Below are 16,334 nucleotides of genomic sequence, written 5' to 3'. Positions count from 1 at the left end.
GTATTCGTATAAAAGACTAATTGCCGTATCAAAATGATACGGCATAGTAGTTGAAAGGTTATTTCCAGCCAACTTCATTATAAAGTTTTACTGCATCGGTATTTCTTACTCCAAGAGTCGTCATATCGATTTCTTGAGCTTTAAATTCTCCCCAAACCTTAAGTGTCTCAGAGGATTCTGCGCTTGGGTTTGCTGGAAATTCGTTATTTCCTTCTGCAAATTGTTCTTGTGCTTCTAGGCTCGTCATAAATTCAATGAATTTTATTGCATTCTCTTTATTTTTCGCATGTTGTAATAATCCAATTCCACTTACATTAACGTGTGTTCCATTTGTTTCTTGGTTTGGGAAGAACACTCCGACTTGCTCTGCAACCTTAACATCTTCAGGATTTGTAGAGTTTATTAATCTACCAACATAGTAAGTATTAGAGATTGCGATATCACCTTCACCGGCAACAACTGCTTTAATTTGATCCGTGTCTCCGCCCTTTGGATCTCTTGCCATGTTCTCAACAATTCCAGCAGCCCATTCTCTTGCTTTTTCTTCACCATTTAGTTCAAGGAAAGAAGCTAGAAGTGATTGGTTATAGATGTTCTCTGAGGAACGTATTAAGATTTTGCCCTTCCATTTTGGATCTGTTAACGCTTCATAAGTTGATAATTCATTTGGATTCACTCTATCCTTTGAATAAACAATGACACGTGCACGCTGCGTTAATGCAACCCATTGATTATCAGCATCTCGTAGATTTTCAGGAATATTGCTATTTACTGCTTCACTTTCAATTGGTTGGAATAATCCTTTTTCTTTTGCTCGATGTAAATTCCCAGCGTCGACCGTTATAAAGACATCACCTTCTGTTGCTTCGCCTTCACGAACAAGTCGTTCCATTAATTCATCGCCTTCACCCTTAATCACATTTACTTTAATTCCTGTTTGTTCAGTGAATGCGGCATAGATTGCATCGTCTGTATCATAGTGACGTGCTGTATATAAATTTAATACACCAGGATCTTCGTTCTTTTCTTCAGTAGCTGTTTGATTTTCCTCAGTCTGACTCTGCACCTTTTCTTCTTCTTGATTTGCTGTTTCCTCTGAGTTTGAGCAGCCTGCCGCAACCCCTAGTATAAGCATAAGTGCAAAGGTAGAGATCCATAGTAATGTTTTTCTTTTCATATGTACACCCCTTACGTTTTAATAAAGATGATAATGATTTTCACTATCACAGATGTAATTGTAAGTGATAATCATTATCAAGTCAACGGAAAATTTATCGAAAAAGAAAGTTCGTATTACAACTTTCAAAATGAAATCCAATGTAAACCAATACATCTAAATTTTTACAACGCAAGCTGGAATTTTGAAGTATAATGAAACATGGTAAATACGAATAGATAGGGGTGGAAAAGATGAATGCATTACCGGTATTAGGGAAAGAAAGGCTTGTGTCAATTGACATTATTCGTGGGTTTGCATTGTTTGGGATCTTTCTTGTCAATATGCCTGCGTTTCATTCAGCTTATTTTTTGAAATCATTATATGGGATTGAAACTGATTATACAGGTACCGATTATTGGGTGGATTTATTCTTTACTTTATTTGTTGATATGAAATTCTTTACGATCTTCTCCTTTCTGTTTGGGCTAGGCTTTTATATATTTATGAGTCGTGCTGAGCAAAAAGGATTGAAAATGAATAGGCTCTTTTCAAGAAGAATCCTTGGTTTATTAATTATTGGTGGACTACATTTTGTATTCATATGGTTTGGCGATATTTTGCATACGTATGCGATCACAGGTATACTCCTACTTTTATTTTATAAGAGAAAGATCAAAACTTTAATTGTTTGGGCCACGGTATTACTTTTCATAACGAATTTATTATTTGGGTTAATGATGTTATTACCAAATGGAATCATCGCAGAGATGAACGAGAGCTCAAAACAAACCTACGAGGAAAACATTGATGAGTATGTAGGGATTTACGAAAATGCTGGTTACTTAGAGTGGGTTTCGTATCGGTTCCATAATGAGGTTCTAACAATCTTGACAAATTTAGTATTTAATATGCTTCCGGTATTAGCCATGTTCCTATTTGGCCTTGCGGCTGGTAAAGCGGAGATCTTCAAACCTGATATGAACCACGGTGGATTTATACGAAAAGTACGGAACATCGCGTTATTTATTAGTATTCCACTTGTGATTTTTCTTGCTCTATATAAGCTTGACATAGTAGATGCAGGAATTAAATCAGATTCGATGATTCAGCTCTTTACTAGTTTAAGTGGTGTTTCACTTTGTTTCTTTTATATTTTTGCATTGGCATCACTATTAAGAAGCGAAGTATGGCTGATAAGGCTTAGGCCATTAGGATATGTTGGACAAATGGCACTTACCAACTATTTGTCTCAGTCTATTGTTTGTGTGATTTTATTTGTAGGATTTGGTTTCTATGGAGATGTAAGCTTAACTGTTGGGACACTAATTTGCTTAGTCATTTTTACTCTGCAAATTTTATTTAGTTATGTTTGGCTAAAAAAATTCCAATTTGGTCCTTTTGAATGGATATGGAGAACGATCACATACGGAAAAATACAATCACTTAAAAAGAAAGACAAATCAGTAGGTTCAATCACTCAATAAGAAGAAAAGGGACAAGAAATTTCACTTGTCCCTTCTTCTTTAAGCTCCTTGTTCTAGGTTCTTCTCGGCCACTACCAATTCTTTATAGAGGGTGTTTTCTTTCATTAATGTTTCGTGAGTTCCCTGCTCCACAATCCGTCCAGTGTCTATTACGAAAATAATATCAGCGTTTTGAATAGTAGAAAGTCTATGTGCGATCATGATGGTCGTTTTTCCTGAACGAATTGTATCTAAGTTTGCTTTGACTTGCCGTTCTGTTTCAAGATCAAGAGCAGAGGTAGCCTCATCAAGGATCAGGATATCCGGGTTATTAACAATAGCTCTTGCAAGTGCAAGTCGCTGACGTTGTCCACCAGATAAAGTAATTCCTCGTTCACCTATTTCTGTATCATATCCCTCTGGAAGGGTTAGAAAATAATCATGTATGCCCGCAATCTTACACATGTCAATCATTTGTTGTTCGGAAATATGTTCTCTTCCCATTATGATATTATTTCGAACGGTGTCAGGAAAAATATAAGGATCCTGAGGGACGATTCCAATCGAATGAAGCCACTCATTATACTTAAGGTCCTCTAAAGAAGTATCATTCACATATATTTGTCCCTTTGAAGGGTGGATAAACCGAATTAATAGTTGAGCAATCGTAGATTTTCCCCCACCGCTCGTTCCAACAAATGCAACCTTTTTTCCAACTGGGATGGTGAAGGATAAGTCTTTTAGTACGTAATGGTCATCTTCAGCATGATAAGTGAATGAGACTTGATCAAAACGAATCTCTTTATATGGAGAATGTAAAGAGGATACACCATCATTCTCCGTTGGACCGTCCATTACAGTGCGAAGTCTATCAATTAAGGCGTTCTTACCCGCAAGCTCCATTGAAAATGCAAACAGTTGTTGCAGCGAGCCCATCAGCTGCGAGGTGAATTGATACACAACAATAAATAGTCCAACAGATATAGAACCTTGAATGACACTATACCCTCCATACCCTAACACGATAAGGTTAGCTCCCCATTTTAAAGGCTCACTGCAAAACAATTGCCTGTTTGCTAGTTTTGCCTCTGACAAAACAGCATCAAAGTAACGGCCAAAGTAGCGATTATATAGCTTGTTTTCCCATTCCAACCGGTTGTAAGCCATCACTTCCCGGGTGGAAGCAATGCCTTCTTCGATATGGATCAGCAAAGCGGTTTTTTTGTCCTGTACTTCCTTTGCTTTTTTCCGAATGAGTGGTCCAAATACTCTTCCTACTACAACATATAGAATACTAAAAATTAGTACGGAAAAGAGTAGCAGTGGGCTAGAAAGGAAGATGACGATTGATAGAATAATAATGGACACACCAAACTGTAAGGTTCTTGGGATGTAGCCGCCTATTGTTCCAGCAACCTGTTCAACATCATGAGATAAATAATGAACAAATTTTGTTACGCGTTCATTTTGAAAGGACTGTACAGGTATTTTTCTCATATATTCCATAAAGTCCTTTGTCAACATGACTCTAATTCTAGCCTGTATTCGGTGAAAGGTATGTGGTGCTAACGTAAAAAGCGCTGCATACAAAATAAATGAACAAGCAAAAAGGACTAAAATTGGAATCAATCGATCATAGTTTCCATCGATGAACACATCATCAATGATGTATTTTTGTAATCCAGTTGAGGCAATAATGGCCGCTGACTCTAAAAAGAGTAAACATAATGAAAGGGTAAAAAGCCATTTTACTTTTTTGATGTATTGCATGAGCCATTTGAAATTATTCATAAGGCATCTCCTTTAACCAATTAAGTAGATTGTAGCTGATGACTATTTGGTTCTTTCCCTTTATATAGATGATAGAATCTTTCTTTTCTTTTCATTAACTCTTCAAAGGTGCCTACTTCAGCAGCTTTTCCTTCGTCCACTACAACAATTTGATCGTAATCTTGAATGGTAGTAAGTCGATGAGCAACTGCTAGTGTTGTTTTTCCTTTCATAAGGGTATTTAGTGCCAATTGCACTTCATGTTCACTCACGTTATCAAGGGCAGAGGTTGCCTCATCGAGTACAATAATTTGGGGGTTTTTTAAAAACATTCTAGCAATCGAAATACGTTGCTTTTGTCCACCAGATAGCTTAATTCCTCTTTCTCCAATTAACGTGTCATATCCATTTTCAAGCTCAGTGATAAATGAATGGGCGAACGCAGCTTTAGCAGCTTCAACGATTTGTTCATCAGTCGCTTCTGGGTTACCAAACCGTATATTTTCCCAAACAGTCGATCCGAACAGATACGTTTCTTGAAAAACGTAACCAATCGAATCACGGAGCGTGGAAAGAGCTACATGCTGAAGTGGAACATCATCAATAAGAATGGACCCGCCTGTAGGATCGTAAAATCTCCCGATAAGCTTCAGTAACGTTGATTTACCATTACCACTCGTTCCTACAAAGGCAACCCGGTCCCCAGGTTTCACAGTAAGAGTAAAGCCCTGTAAAATGGGACTAGAAGTTGGATATTGAAAACAAACATGATTGAATTGAATTTTTCCTTGTAGGCTCTCTATCATCGAAGGCTCTAGAGGGTCTTCAATATCAGGTCTTTGCTTCATAAATTGATAAAGTTTGTCCACCTGATACATAAGAACCCTTTGTTCTGTTAAAGAGGTAACAACTGACGTTAAACGATGCATAGCGTTAAAATAATACAATAAAAAAGCAGAGAATTCTCCAACTGTCAAAGTATTCGATTGAACTAAAATAGAACCGTATATTAGGATAGCTATCGCACCTGCATAGTAGGATAGCCTTCGAACAGTACCTCGAATATAGGCGTACAGGTAAGCCTTAATCATACTACCGTTAAAGGTTTGGACCTTGTCATCCAATCTCTTATACTCCCAATCTTCTGATGAGAAGGCACGAATTTCCAAGAGTGAGGACATAGATTCATATATTTTTTTATTAAGATTTACACGATTCGTACTTAACTCCTTACTAAGTATGGAAGCCTTATGTTCGAATTTTGGCCCGACCAAATAATAAAGTAAGAACGCTGGAATGATGATGAGTGCCAGTTGAATATTTAACGAAAACAATAAAATAATTGCAATGATGGAGAATATCGCTTCCTGGATCATAAATGGTAAGAACCTGCGGTATAAATCTTGAACAGCCGTGACTTCAGTGTTCATAAGGGACAGCGTTTCACCAATTGGATGTTTTTCAAAATAAGAAAAACCTAGTTTCCGAAGATGTTGAAAAATTGAATAGTGAATATCCTTTGCAGCTTTTTCCTGCACATGGCGTTGCAAGTTATTTCGAATACTACTTAGGAAAATCATAAAGCAAAGCAAACCGATTGTAATCGCAAGGAGAGTAAAAAAAAGGCGTGTGTTCTTTTCAGGAACGATGACATCTATAAAATATTGAATAAACTTTGGAATGAGTAACTCAATTCCCGTGATAAAAATGCTACAACCAATAACAAGAAAAAATAGTAATTGGTACGGTTTAAGAAATGATAATGCCCAAACGTACACTTTCAATAGGTGAGAGGCTTTTAAAGTGGAAGGATTCATCGTTCATCTCCTTAATGAAGTTATAAAATTCCTTTGAAAGAGATATTTTACATTAATTTGGGGATTATTACCACACCTTTTCAGCCTAAATACGAAAAAGTCAAAGCACTTGTTCATTGTCTAACAAGTGCTTTGACCTGGCATTATTCTAATAGCTGATCAACTGTTCCTTCCGTGTAATCGTCACCAGCTTGTTCATGTGTAATGGCTAATCCTTGTTCGAGCTGCGATTCACCTTCGTAGTCTGAAGGGTCAAACTGTCTTCCCGCAATCTCTAGGTTTTCCTTGCTTAAGTTGCTGCTCTTTTTGTCCATGTCATCCCTCCTTTCTATCCTTCATTAGTATGTGATAACTTTTAAAATTAATGTTGTTCTTCTTAACATACTCTTATTCATTAGAGGAAACATTACATAAAAGGAGGTGAAAGTATATGGCGAAAAATGCAAGGGGCTTAGACCGACCGGACGATTATAAGCGATATGCTGGTAGTAATAAAGGTTACAATTCTCAAGCAGGACAGGTAGGTAACGCAATACCTCAAAGTGAAAAACCTTCCCGCACTTCAAAGCAATAAAAAAAGGGACAGTTTTATCTTGTCCCCTACTTGTTGTTTATCCCACTCCAACTGGCGCTAAGACCCCTACTTCAAAACTTTAAATGAATCGAGAAGTTTAAGTGGGGGATAAGCGCCAGTAAGAACCTGATTGGTTCAACTAACAATCAGTGGGGATGAGGAAAACCCCCACTGATTGAAGTTTCACTTTATTTTGTTTAAGTCTTGAAACATTACCTTCGTTTGTTCAGGAGTTTCCCCGTTAAGAAAGATATGTTCATTATTCACCTTCAAATAGATATTAGGAGCTTCCTTTGTAATAAAAAGGAGGCTTTTACCATAACCCTCTACCTTAAAGTATCCCTTTGCCACCGTTGATAATCCAAAGCCATTAATTTTCCAGGTAACATCAGGCATCTCATCTAACAACTCAATGTGAGTAATATCCGATTTATTCCATACACCCCCATACGCACTGTTAATTTCAAATGAATCATCATAAATTTCAACTTCTATATTTTGATACCCAATGAAAAAAACAGTCACGATAATACCTATCGTAATTGTGGCCATAAGTGAACTGATGATGTAGCTTCTTTTTCTTTTTTTAGGTACATCATATTTTGAGATATAAATAAACCCACCCATTAAAAAGAGGAGCATAAAACCAAATTGTACCTCAATTGCATAGAGGAAAGGTGTGAAATAAAGCGGCATAAGAAGAAGCATTCCGACCGCTGTATAAATAAGTACGGCCCCAGTCTTCTGGGGGTACCCATTTTGAATCAATTGTTCCTGCTCTTCTTTTGGCCTGTTTGAAAATCCAGATAGCAAGCCGTAATTTCCTTTATATTTGACAGCCCATCCTAACAGAAAAAATAAGCCGATAATAAACAATTGAATTCCGATTAAAATATACATTAGACCATCTCCTTGTGAAGATATTGTGTAGTATATATACGAGAAGACAGGATGGATGGTTTCATTTGTTGTTTTCCTGCTAGGAGTACTCAATAATTGCAATGATGATAATAAGCGTAATAGTAGTAATTGTAAATGAAAGTGACCAATACTTTTTAGATGTGGTTTCCTTACGTAACAATAGGTAGTTGTATACTAGAAACATGATTACACTTATAAGAAAGCTTATGAAAAGCTCATCAGAGAAGAAACGGAAGGGTTCTCCCCAACTAAGGAAGACCCACAAGTATAAGTATAGATAATATGAAATAATTCCTATTACTATATTTCCTAAAAATAATAGCACTTTTTTATTATTTTTAATGATACTCCCCCCTTTACATACATGAACCTTTTCTTTAGAAACAATTCCTTGTATACAATACTATACCCATTCTTTAGGGAGTAATTGTCTATACTTTGTGCTATTATATCGATCATCCACTAATAGTATCCTTCCGTGATCGCGTTCAGAACGAATTAATCGTCCACCAGCCTGCCATACTTTATTAATACCTGGATAGACATAGGCATAGTCATACCCGTTCTTTCCAGTCGTTTGAAAGTAATCCTTCATCAATGATCGTTCATATGAAAGCTGAGGCAGACCGACCCCAACGATCATTACTCCATTTAAACGATCTCCTTTTAAATCCACACCCTCTGAAAAGATTCCACCAAGAACACCAAAACCAACTAGAGTCTGCTTTGGATGATCCTGAAAGTGATGAAGAAAATCTTCACGATGTTTTTCGTCCATCTCCCTCTGTTGGATAATCATCTTAAATGAAGGAGAGAGCGTTTTAACTTCTTCTAATAGGAGACTCATGTATTGGTATGAAGGGAAAAAAACAAGATAGTTACCGATTGTATTTGAGTATGTTTGTACGATTAATTCCGCAATCTTTGTTTTTGTATCTTCTCTATGTTGATACTTAGTAGAAACAGGATGAATCGTTACATTATATTGCTCCTTTTTAAAAGGCGAAGGGATACGAATAGAATAATCCCCTTCTTCTGAACCTAGCATCTCTTTATAAAAAGGCAATGGAAAAATTGTCGCGGAAAAGAAAATCTTACTCTTAAATCCTTTTCCATATTGCTTAAGTAGAAAAGATGGGTCTAAGCATAAGAGCTTTACATTAACATCACTATTTTGTTTATTAAAGAGAGTCACAAATCGTTCATCGTAAAGAGTTGATATTTTGATAAAATGGTTGGATTGGAAATACGTTTCAAGTAAGAGCTCATAGATTGCATCTTTTTCAAAATGGTGTAATTGACCTTCAACATGCTGGGTAAATAAGGTAAGTAATTCGATGAATTCAGTGCAGAAGTGTTTTTCAGACCACTCATTTTCGTTCGATTGCTTACGTTTTTCTATGAAATACTGGTTGATTTTATTAGAGAGTCGATAAAGCTCAGATTTTTTGTTTGCTTGAAAATGTCTTTTCAATTGTAAGAACGGAGCTTTGTTTACTTCAGCAGAATACATGGCTCGCCCGCGGTCGACTAGGTTGTGTGCCTCATCAATTAACACAACGGTTTCTTTTTTCTGTTCCTCATATAGCCTCTTAAATGACACTCTTGGGTCAAACACGTAATTATAGTCACAAATGACTGCATCCACAGCGTAGGCAAGATCCACTGAAAATTCAAATGGACATACCCGGTGCTTATGGGCATATTTTTCAATTATGGGGCGGGTTAATAAATATTCGGATCTCAATATGTCCAAAATGGCTTCATTAATCCGGTCGTAATAGCCATTTGCAAATTCACAGTAATCACTTTGACACCTGGTTTCTTCTTTAAAACAGATTTTATCCTTCGCAGTAAGGGTGGCAATCTTCATTTTTAACCCGTTGTTATGTAAGAGTGCAAAGCTTTCTTCCGCTGTTGTTCTTGTGATGGTCTTGGCTGTTAAATAGAATAGACGGTCTGCCTGACTTTCCCCAATAGCTTTAATGGAAGGGAAAAGGGTGGAAATTGTTTTTCCAATACCAGTTGGTGCTAGTGCAAATAAACGCTTCTTTTCCGTTATCGTTTTATAAACAGCCCCTGCAAGCTTACGTTGTCCTGCTCTATACCTCTCAAAAGGAAAGGACAAGTCTTTTATCGACTGTATACGTTCCTGTTTATTTTTTATGATTAACTCTGCGTAAGGTGCATAGTTTTTTACTAACTTATCCATGAATGTTTCTAGCTCATAGAAGGAGTAGGCTTTATTAAAACGCTTTTGCTCTTGAGTTTCTCGTTGTACGTAAGTGAGTTGAATATGTATCGATGTAAGGGCATGATCTTTGGAATACATATACCCGTAGCAAAGTGCTTGGGCCCAGTGAACGGGATAGGAATCTTCTTCAATGGTGTGAAGAGGTAAGCTTGTTGATTTTATTTCATCCAATGTAATGCCTTCTTCATGGTGAAGTAAGCCATCACATCTTCCTTCAATAGAAAGTGTAAACGAGTCTAGTTCAACTAGAGCTTGGAGGTAGACCTCTTTTTGATCATGTTCCTTATACTCTGCTTGAACGAGTTGGTGAGCTTTTGTCCCTTCTGTAAAAGAACTACTCGACTTTACGAAGCTTTCGATACTTCCACTTCGAAAAACATATTCAACTAATCCGCGAACTGAAACCTTCATTTCCTTTTCCATGACGCACCACCAAAACATATGTTCTATGTATCGTATCATAAATAGGGTGGAATGGCGAATGATTGTTGAAACATTTCGAGGGTTAAATAGTTGATTACGAATGTATACTTCTGCTGGAGAAACGGAGATAAATGGAGGTATAAATATAATGTTTGAAGGGGTGCGCTAATGTATTCAAAAAGAAATATGTGGTCAGGGATATTATTTGGAATAGGTCTTGCTGCCTTTGTAGATGAAACGATATTTCATCAACTTTTACATTGGCATCACTTTTATGATAAATCGACGACAGATATTGGACTTATATCGGATGGGTTGTTTCACGCGTTCAGTTGGTTTGCAACCATTGGTAGCTTGTTTATGTTTGCTGATTTAAGGAGGGAAAACGCATTATTGCTCACAAAATGGTGGGGTGGTGTACTAGTAGGAGCTGGTGGATTTCAGCTGTATGATGGAACCGTTCAGCATAAATTAATGAGATTACATCAAATTCGATATGTAGAAAATGTATACATATACGATTGGGTATGGAACATTATTGCCATCGTAATGATTGTTATGGGTTTGTTTCTATGGAAACGGAGAACTTCAGTTGAAAAGACGGCAGAAGGAGTTGCCAAATGAATGTCTTGAATCATATACATCATGGAGAAAATGTTCACTATGGGAATCCTATCCTATCTCAATCTCTTTTGGCCACTTTATTCATGCTTGGAATCATCTTATATGGTTTTGCGGTGTTCCGTTTGTACAGGAAACATAAAAGGTGGCCTCTTTACAAATTAATTCTATGGGGACTTGGTTCATGCCTCGTGCTTTTTACAGTTATGGGACCTTTTGCAACTCAAGCTCATTATGATTTCAAGGTTCATATGATAGGTCATTTATTTCTCGGTATGTTTGCTCCATTACTCATGGCAATGTCTAGTCCGATGACCTTATTATTTAAAAGTGTGCACGTTTCTGTCGCAAGAAAAATTGCATTTTTGTTAAAATGTTGGCAAGTTCGATTGATTACCCATCCGATAGTTGCGACTTTACTTAATATTGGTGGTCTATGGGTACTATATACGACGGACTTGTATTTGCTCATGCATAACAATAGCGTTTTGTATTTTTTTATTCATCTACATGTATTTATAGCTGGTTATGTATTTACGATTTCAATGGTATATATGGATCCAGTCATACACCGATTTTCTGTCTTGTATCGATCGATTGTTTTCATACTAGCATTAGCTGCGCATGGAATTTTGTCAAAATACCTATACTCAAATCCTCCATATGGGGTGCCTCTGAAAGATGCTGAACAAGGGGCTATGATTATGTACTATGGTGGAGACCTCATCGATGGGATTCTACTAGTTCTTATTTTTATGCAATGGTATCGACGTAATGGACAACCGAAGCCTGAAATGGTTATGGTGTTTGATTCAAAGTAAGATAAACTTGTAGAGTTCTAGGGTAAGGAAACGAGTAAAATTCGAAAAATATATCAGTAAGCTAAAGTGGTAATTTATGTATGGGTGGCCAGTTGTCATTGACAGATAACGAATGCTGTTGTAGGATTTAGGTATTAATTGAATATAACCTCACTTTTCAGTGGGGTAGAGGTGCGAGATTTAACAGTCCTTAGCGGAGCTTGAGAAGCTATGATCCTAAGGAGAAGGAAATGTCGCCGAAGCTTGTAATAGCCTCACTTTTACAAGCTGGGTCTGCAGTTAAGAACTGCAGGACTGTCTTAGATAAACGTCCCTGTTTATCTGAGGTGTGCTATCTCAATTGGGAAAGATGAGGAATTACGGGCGACTATGTATACTGCGACCTGAGTTCATCTCAGGTCGTTTTTTGTTGTGAAATTTTTAAAAAACTATCAGTATCAGGTTGCCTGATTGGCAATTCAATAGGAAAAAGGGGAGAGATGAACAATGAGAAAGAAATTATCATTATTTTTAGCACTTGCATTATCTACAATGATTCTATTAGTAGGGTGCGGAACAAGTGGAGAGGATGACAACACATTTAAGGTTGGACTGGAAGCGGGATATGCTCCATTTAACTGGACACAAATGGATGATTCAAACGGTGGAGTGAAAATTGAAGGAAGCTCTGAGTATGCAGGTGGATACGATGTTGAAATCGCAAAAAAGATTGCTGAAGGTTTAGGAAAAGAATTAGTGATTGTAAAAACAGAATGGGACGGATTAGTGCCAGCTCTAACTTCTGGTAAAATTGACGCAATTATCGCAGGGATGTCTCCAACAGCAGAACGTAAAGAGACAATTGATTTCTCTGACAACTACTATAAATCAGATTTAGTCATCGTTGTGAAAAAGGGTAGCCAATTTGAAAATGCTACATCGATTCAAGACTTCAGTGGTGCTAAGATTACAGCACAATTAAATACATTCCATTACTCTGTGATTGACCAAATTGAAGGTGTATCAAAAGAACCTGCAATGGATAACTTCCCGGCAATGAGAGTAGCACTTGAATCAGGTGTCATTGATGGATATGTATCAGAACGTCCAGAAGGTGTAAGTGCTTCTGCTGCTAACGATAACTTTGTAATGGTATCATTCACAGAAGGATTTGAAACATCAGAAGATGATACTGCAATCGCAGTAGGATTAGAAAAGGGAAGCGAATTGACTGAGAAGATTAATGAAGTTTTAGCGGGTATTTCAGAAGAAGACCGCATTAGCATCATGGATGCTGCAATTCAAAATCAACCAGCAGCAGAATAAAATTCGACGAAAACATATGAAACCGGCTGCAGTTTGAATGTGGTCGGTTTCATAATTTTTGTAAGGAGGAGGAAAAAGATGAGCTTCGAGTGGGTAGTAAGAATTCTAGTTGAAAACTGGCCGATGTTTCTTCGTGGAGCTGGTGTGACACTCTTAATTTCCTTGATAGGGACGATATTTGGTGCCATCATTGGTTTATTAATTGGCGTGATACGCACAATTCCAATGCCTGAGCGTGGGGCGAAAAGAACATTATTTAAAGGAATCAACACCATTTTATCCGTTTATATAGAAGTGTTCCGCGGAACACCAATGATTGTACAAGCTATGGTTATTTTTTATGGAGCTGCCTTAGCATTTGGACTTGATATGGATCGGATAGTGGCAGCTATCTTAATCGTTTCAATTAATACAGGTGCATATATGGCAGAAATTGTCCGCGGAGGAATTGTTTCTATTGATAAAGGACAATTTGAAGCATCTCAAGCAATCGGAATGAACCATTTTCAAACGATGTGGAATGTCGTGTTACCACAGGTAATTCGAAATATCTTACCAGCCACTGGGAATCATTTTATTATTAATATTAAAGATACATCTGTACTAAACGTAATCTCCGTTACAGAACTTTACTTTCAAACGAAATCAATTGCCGGGAACAACTTCAGATACTTTGAATCATTCACCGTTGCTTGTGCGATTTACTTTGTCTTAACCTTCACAGTCACGTTAATCTTACGTTACTTCGAACGACGATTAGATGGTCCAGACAATTACATGAAAACACCAGCAGCACCGGTTATGAATCCAGCAGAAGGCTATACGAATATTAAAATGTAGAGGAGGAGACGGTGAGTTGGAAAAGATAATTGATATCAAGCATTTAAGCAAATCCTTCGGTGCACATGAAGTGTTAAAAGATATTAACTTTTCTGTGAACAAGGGTGAAGTTGTTAGTATCATCGGCTCTTCTGGATCAGGTAAATCAACGCTGCTCCGTTGTGTGAATCTATTAGAAAGACCAAGCGGTGGAGAAATCATCTATAAGGGTGAAAATATATTAGATGAAAAGCATGATATACATGGTTATCGAAGAAAACTTGGGATGGTTTTCCAACAGTTCAACTTATTCAACAATCACAATGTACTGAATAATTGTGTTGTTGGCCAAGTTAAGGTGTTAAAAAGATCAAAGGAAGAAGCTGAAAAGGTAGCAATGAAATATCTTAAGGTTGTCGGGATGGATGAGTATGTGAACGCAAAGCCTAGACAGCTTTCAGGTGGACAAAAACAGCGTGTTGCTATCGCAAGGGCACTAGCGATGGAACCAGATGTCATGTTATTTGACGAACCAACCTCAGCTCTTGATCCTGAAATGGTTGGTGAGGTACTAAAAGTCATGAAAGAACTAGCAGAATCTGGTCTTACCATGATGATCGTGACCCATGAAATGGAGTTTGCAAAGGACGTCTCTAACCGTGTCGTATTTATGGATAAAGGAGTGATTGCGGAGGAAGGTAGCCCCGAGCAAATTTTTATACATCCTAAGGAAGAGCGGACGAGAGAATTTTTACGAAGAACGTTAAAATAGAAAGGGGTCTCCTCATTGTAGGAGACTTTTTTGATTGGTAAGTCATAACCCTAGTGATATGGATATTTCCGAAATCTAGAAAAGTTGCTGATAAAATTAAGATAATTGCTGATAAAAGCTTTTAAGTTAGTCAAGTCCATATTATTGTGTAAATTAAATTAACAATGTTTTCAACTAAAAAATAATAAGTATTATCGATTATATTTTGTATTAGAACGAGGTCAACATCTCTTTTCACTTCGATTTTACACGGAGAAGCGAGTATGGTAGCCTCATGCAGTGAGCAAATTAATAAAGCTAGCTCACATGGCTCACTACCCTTACTCGCAGAGGCTCCGTGTCAAATCACCTTTGTACGAGGAACTTTCTATTGCCTGGATCCATTCTTTCCTGACAGTCCATCAAGACAGCACCAATAAGACGGAAAGCGGATTGAGTATTGGGGAATACTCGAATCACTTTTTCTCTCCTACGAATCTCTCCATTAAGTCTTTCAAGGTTATTAGTAGTCCTTAGTTGTTTGTGATAGGCGATTGGTTCATTCATAAACTGTATGGCATCTTCGAAGCCTTCGTCTAAGCGCTCTAATACATTTGCGTAGGGATCTTGAGAGTCATATTTATTCATAAATTCATTTTTTAATATCCTCGCTTCCTCTGGGGTAGGGGCATCAAATATTCTGAGTAATTCCTGTTTGGCATCACTTGAATTTTTCTTTGGCATACAGTCAAACATGTTCCTTTTAAAATGGAAGGTGCAACGCTGCCAACTTGATCCCACAAATGATTCATGAATAGCTGCCTTTAGGCCTTTGTGTGCATCTGAAATAATAAGTTTAGGTGATTGAAAGCCACGAGATTTTAAGTGTTCGAAGAACTGATTCCATCCAGTTTTAGATTCTACGTGGTTTACACTTAAGCCGATAATTTCTCGTTGGTTTTTGTCATTGACTCCAATCGCTATATAAACAGCTTTTGAAACAACTCGTTGATGTTCACGGACTTTTATATACATGGCATCTACATAGACATACTTATAGTACATGACGTTAAGTGGTCGATTGGCCCATTCATTTACAATAGGGTCTAACTTCTTAGAAATAGTAGACACTAGTGATTTGGAAACACTTTCTCCACAAAGCTGTTCCATAATCTTTGTCACTTTACGAGTAGATACACCGTTAACAACCATCTCCATCATAGAGAGAACAAGAGACTGATCTGCACGCTGATACTTCTCAAAGACAGAGGTAGAGAATTGGCCGTTCCTTGTACGAGGAACAGTGAGTTTAATTTTACCAATAGAGACTAAGAAATCACGCTCATAATATCCATTTCGGTAGTCGTTCCTGTTCATCGTTCTTTCATAAGAACTGGCACGTAGGTAATCCTCTCGTTCGTTCTCCATAAATTCATTGAGCACTAAAACAAGAGAAGATTTAACAACTGCCTCAAGATCAGAACTCATTACTTGGTCTTTTAATTGGTCAATATTTAGAGTAAGATTAAACTGGGTCATAACAAATCCTCCTGTACAAAATTTTCTTGGTCGAAAACATTGTAACATGGGATTCGTATGACCCCTTTTCTTTTTACACAATTATATAGACTCTATC

General features: G+C 37.3%; 14 protein-coding genes and 1 riboswitch. Of the genes, 7 read left to right on the top strand and 7 right to left on the bottom strand.

The genetic code is table 11. The features are described 5' to 3' along the window. Positions 1–58: 58 nt before the first annotated feature. Positions 59–1,177 carry a Fe(3+) ABC transporter substrate-binding protein gene (locus ACFSCX_RS14770; protein ID WP_377929017.1) on the bottom strand — a complete coding sequence of 373 codons (1,119 nt, stop codon included), beginning with the start codon at positions 1,175–1,177 and terminating at the stop codon, positions 59–61. A 233-nt stretch (positions 1,178–1,410) separates the two neighbouring features. Here ACFSCX_RS14770 and ACFSCX_RS14765 point away from each other — a divergent pair, with 233 nt between their 5' ends. Then, complete coding sequence (locus tag ACFSCX_RS14765; RefSeq protein WP_377929016.1) at positions 1,411–2,643, top strand: DUF418 domain-containing protein; 1,233 nt, start codon at positions 1,411–1,413, stop codon at positions 2,641–2,643. A gap of 39 nt (positions 2,644–2,682) precedes the next feature. Here ACFSCX_RS14765 and ACFSCX_RS14760 read toward each other — a convergent pair whose 3' ends face one another. The 3 genes from ACFSCX_RS14760 to ACFSCX_RS14750 all read right to left on the bottom strand — a co-directional run bounded on the left by ACFSCX_RS14760 (position 2,683) and on the right by ACFSCX_RS14750 (position 6,523). Next, the gene (locus ACFSCX_RS14760) at positions 2,683–4,413 is read right to left on the bottom strand and encodes an ABC transporter ATP-binding protein (RefSeq protein ID WP_377929015.1); all 1,731 of its coding nucleotides are present in this window, start codon (positions 4,411–4,413) and stop codon (positions 2,683–2,685) included. A 20-nt stretch (positions 4,414–4,433) separates the two neighbouring features. Continuing rightward, the gene (locus ACFSCX_RS14755) at positions 4,434–6,209 is read right to left on the bottom strand and encodes an ABC transporter ATP-binding protein (protein WP_377929014.1); all 1,776 of its coding nucleotides are present in this window, start codon (positions 6,207–6,209) and stop codon (positions 4,434–4,436) included. A 143-nt stretch (positions 6,210–6,352) separates the two neighbouring features. Further along, positions 6,353–6,523, bottom strand: coding sequence for a YozQ family protein (locus ACFSCX_RS14750; RefSeq protein WP_377929013.1), 171 nt, complete (start codon positions 6,521–6,523; stop codon positions 6,353–6,355). A gap of 116 nt (positions 6,524–6,639) precedes the next feature. Here ACFSCX_RS14750 and ACFSCX_RS14745 point away from each other — a divergent pair, with 116 nt between their 5' ends. Continuing rightward, complete coding sequence (locus tag ACFSCX_RS14745; protein WP_377929012.1) at positions 6,640–6,783, top strand: hypothetical protein; 144 nt, start codon at positions 6,640–6,642, stop codon at positions 6,781–6,783. Positions 6,784–6,966: 183 nt separating this feature from the next. Here ACFSCX_RS14745 and ACFSCX_RS14740 read toward each other — a convergent pair whose 3' ends face one another. Continuing rightward, positions 6,967–7,683 (bottom strand): DUF3784 domain-containing protein, encoded by a 717-nt coding sequence (locus ACFSCX_RS14740; RefSeq protein WP_377929011.1) that lies wholly within the window; start codon positions 7,681–7,683, stop codon positions 6,967–6,969. 424 nt (positions 7,684–8,107) lie between these two features. Then, on the bottom strand, positions 8,108–10,381 hold the full coding sequence (locus tag ACFSCX_RS14735; RefSeq protein WP_377929010.1) for an ATP-dependent DNA helicase: 2,274 nt from the start codon (positions 10,379–10,381) through the stop codon (positions 8,108–8,110). A 168-nt stretch (positions 10,382–10,549) separates the two neighbouring features. Between ACFSCX_RS14735 and ACFSCX_RS14730 the strand changes: the two genes are divergently transcribed. The 5 genes from ACFSCX_RS14730 (at position 10,550) to ACFSCX_RS14710 (ending at position 14,719) form a co-directional block, all read left to right on the top strand. Beyond that, the gene (locus ACFSCX_RS14730; RefSeq protein WP_377929009.1) at positions 10,550–11,005 is read left to right on the top strand and encodes a DUF2243 domain-containing protein; all 456 of its coding nucleotides are present in this window, start codon (positions 10,550–10,552) and stop codon (positions 11,003–11,005) included. Further along, the gene (locus ACFSCX_RS14725; RefSeq protein WP_377929008.1) at positions 11,002–11,823 is read left to right on the top strand and encodes a cytochrome c oxidase assembly protein; all 822 of its coding nucleotides are present in this window, start codon (positions 11,002–11,004) and stop codon (positions 11,821–11,823) included. Before ACFSCX_RS14730 ends, ACFSCX_RS14725 begins: the two co-directional genes overlap by 4 nt. Before the next feature lie 158 nt (positions 11,824–11,981). Continuing rightward, a riboswitch (Lysine riboswitch) is annotated at positions 11,982–12,165 on the top strand. 144 nt (positions 12,166–12,309) lie between these two features. Beyond that, on the top strand, positions 12,310–13,128 hold the full coding sequence (locus ACFSCX_RS14720) for a transporter substrate-binding domain-containing protein (protein WP_377929007.1): 819 nt from the start codon (positions 12,310–12,312) through the stop codon (positions 13,126–13,128). A gap of 78 nt (positions 13,129–13,206) precedes the next feature. Beyond that, positions 13,207–13,968: an amino acid ABC transporter permease gene (locus tag ACFSCX_RS14715; RefSeq protein WP_377929006.1), complete on the top strand. Its 762-nt coding sequence runs from the start codon at positions 13,207–13,209 to the stop codon at positions 13,966–13,968. 16 nt (positions 13,969–13,984) lie between these two features. Next, entirely contained in the window at positions 13,985–14,719 is a 735-nt protein-coding gene (locus ACFSCX_RS14710; protein ID WP_377929005.1) for an amino acid ABC transporter ATP-binding protein, read from the top strand. 345 nt (positions 14,720–15,064) lie between these two features. On the opposite strand, the gene ACFSCX_RS14705 is transcribed toward ACFSCX_RS14710, so the two are convergent. Then, the gene (locus tag ACFSCX_RS14705) at positions 15,065–16,237 is read right to left on the bottom strand and encodes an IS256 family transposase (RefSeq protein ID WP_377929004.1); all 1,173 of its coding nucleotides are present in this window, start codon (positions 16,235–16,237) and stop codon (positions 15,065–15,067) included. Between the last annotated feature and the right edge of the window lie 97 nt (positions 16,238–16,334).

This window comes from Bacillus salitolerans (assembly GCF_042680805.1).
Lineage (GTDB): Bacteria > Bacillota > Bacilli > Bacillales > SA4 > Bacillus_CJ > Bacillus_CJ salitolerans.
This window is presented reverse-complemented; position numbering and strand designations above follow the sequence as displayed.

What these genes read in the sequence shown, in the direction of transcription:
- ACFSCX_RS14705 (WP_377929004.1), bottom strand. Translation starts at nt 16,237, where the DNA reads ATGACCCAGTTTAATCTTACTCTAAATATTGACCAATTAAAAGACCAA.
- ACFSCX_RS14750 (WP_377929013.1), bottom strand. Translation starts at nt 6,523, where the DNA reads ATGGACAAAAAGAGCAGCAACTTAAGCAAGGAAAACCTAGAGATTGCG.
- ACFSCX_RS14735 (WP_377929010.1), bottom strand. Translation starts at nt 10,381, where the DNA reads ATGGAAAAGGAAATGAAGGTTTCAGTTCGCGGATTAGTTGAATATGTT.
- ACFSCX_RS14720 (WP_377929007.1), top strand. Translation starts at nt 12,310, where the DNA reads ATGAGAAAGAAATTATCATTATTTTTAGCACTTGCATTATCTACAATG.
- ACFSCX_RS14745 (WP_377929012.1), top strand. Translation starts at nt 6,640, where the DNA reads ATGGCGAAAAATGCAAGGGGCTTAGACCGACCGGACGATTATAAGCGA.
- ACFSCX_RS14740 (WP_377929011.1), bottom strand. Translation starts at nt 7,683, where the DNA reads ATGTATATTTTAATCGGAATTCAATTGTTTATTATCGGCTTATTTTTT.
- ACFSCX_RS14730 (WP_377929009.1), top strand. Translation starts at nt 10,550, where the DNA reads ATGTATTCAAAAAGAAATATGTGGTCAGGGATATTATTTGGAATAGGT.
- ACFSCX_RS14715 (WP_377929006.1), top strand. Translation starts at nt 13,207, where the DNA reads ATGAGCTTCGAGTGGGTAGTAAGAATTCTAGTTGAAAACTGGCCGATG.
- ACFSCX_RS14770 (WP_377929017.1), bottom strand. Translation starts at nt 1,177, where the DNA reads ATGAAAAGAAAAACATTACTATGGATCTCTACCTTTGCACTTATGCTT.
- ACFSCX_RS14755 (WP_377929014.1), bottom strand. Translation starts at nt 6,209, where the DNA reads ATGAATCCTTCCACTTTAAAAGCCTCTCACCTATTGAAAGTGTACGTT.
- ACFSCX_RS14725 (WP_377929008.1), top strand. Translation starts at nt 11,002, where the DNA reads ATGAATGTCTTGAATCATATACATCATGGAGAAAATGTTCACTATGGG.
- ACFSCX_RS14765 (WP_377929016.1), top strand. Translation starts at nt 1,411, where the DNA reads ATGAATGCATTACCGGTATTAGGGAAAGAAAGGCTTGTGTCAATTGAC.
- ACFSCX_RS14760 (WP_377929015.1), bottom strand. Translation starts at nt 4,413, where the DNA reads ATGAATAATTTCAAATGGCTCATGCAATACATCAAAAAAGTAAAATGG.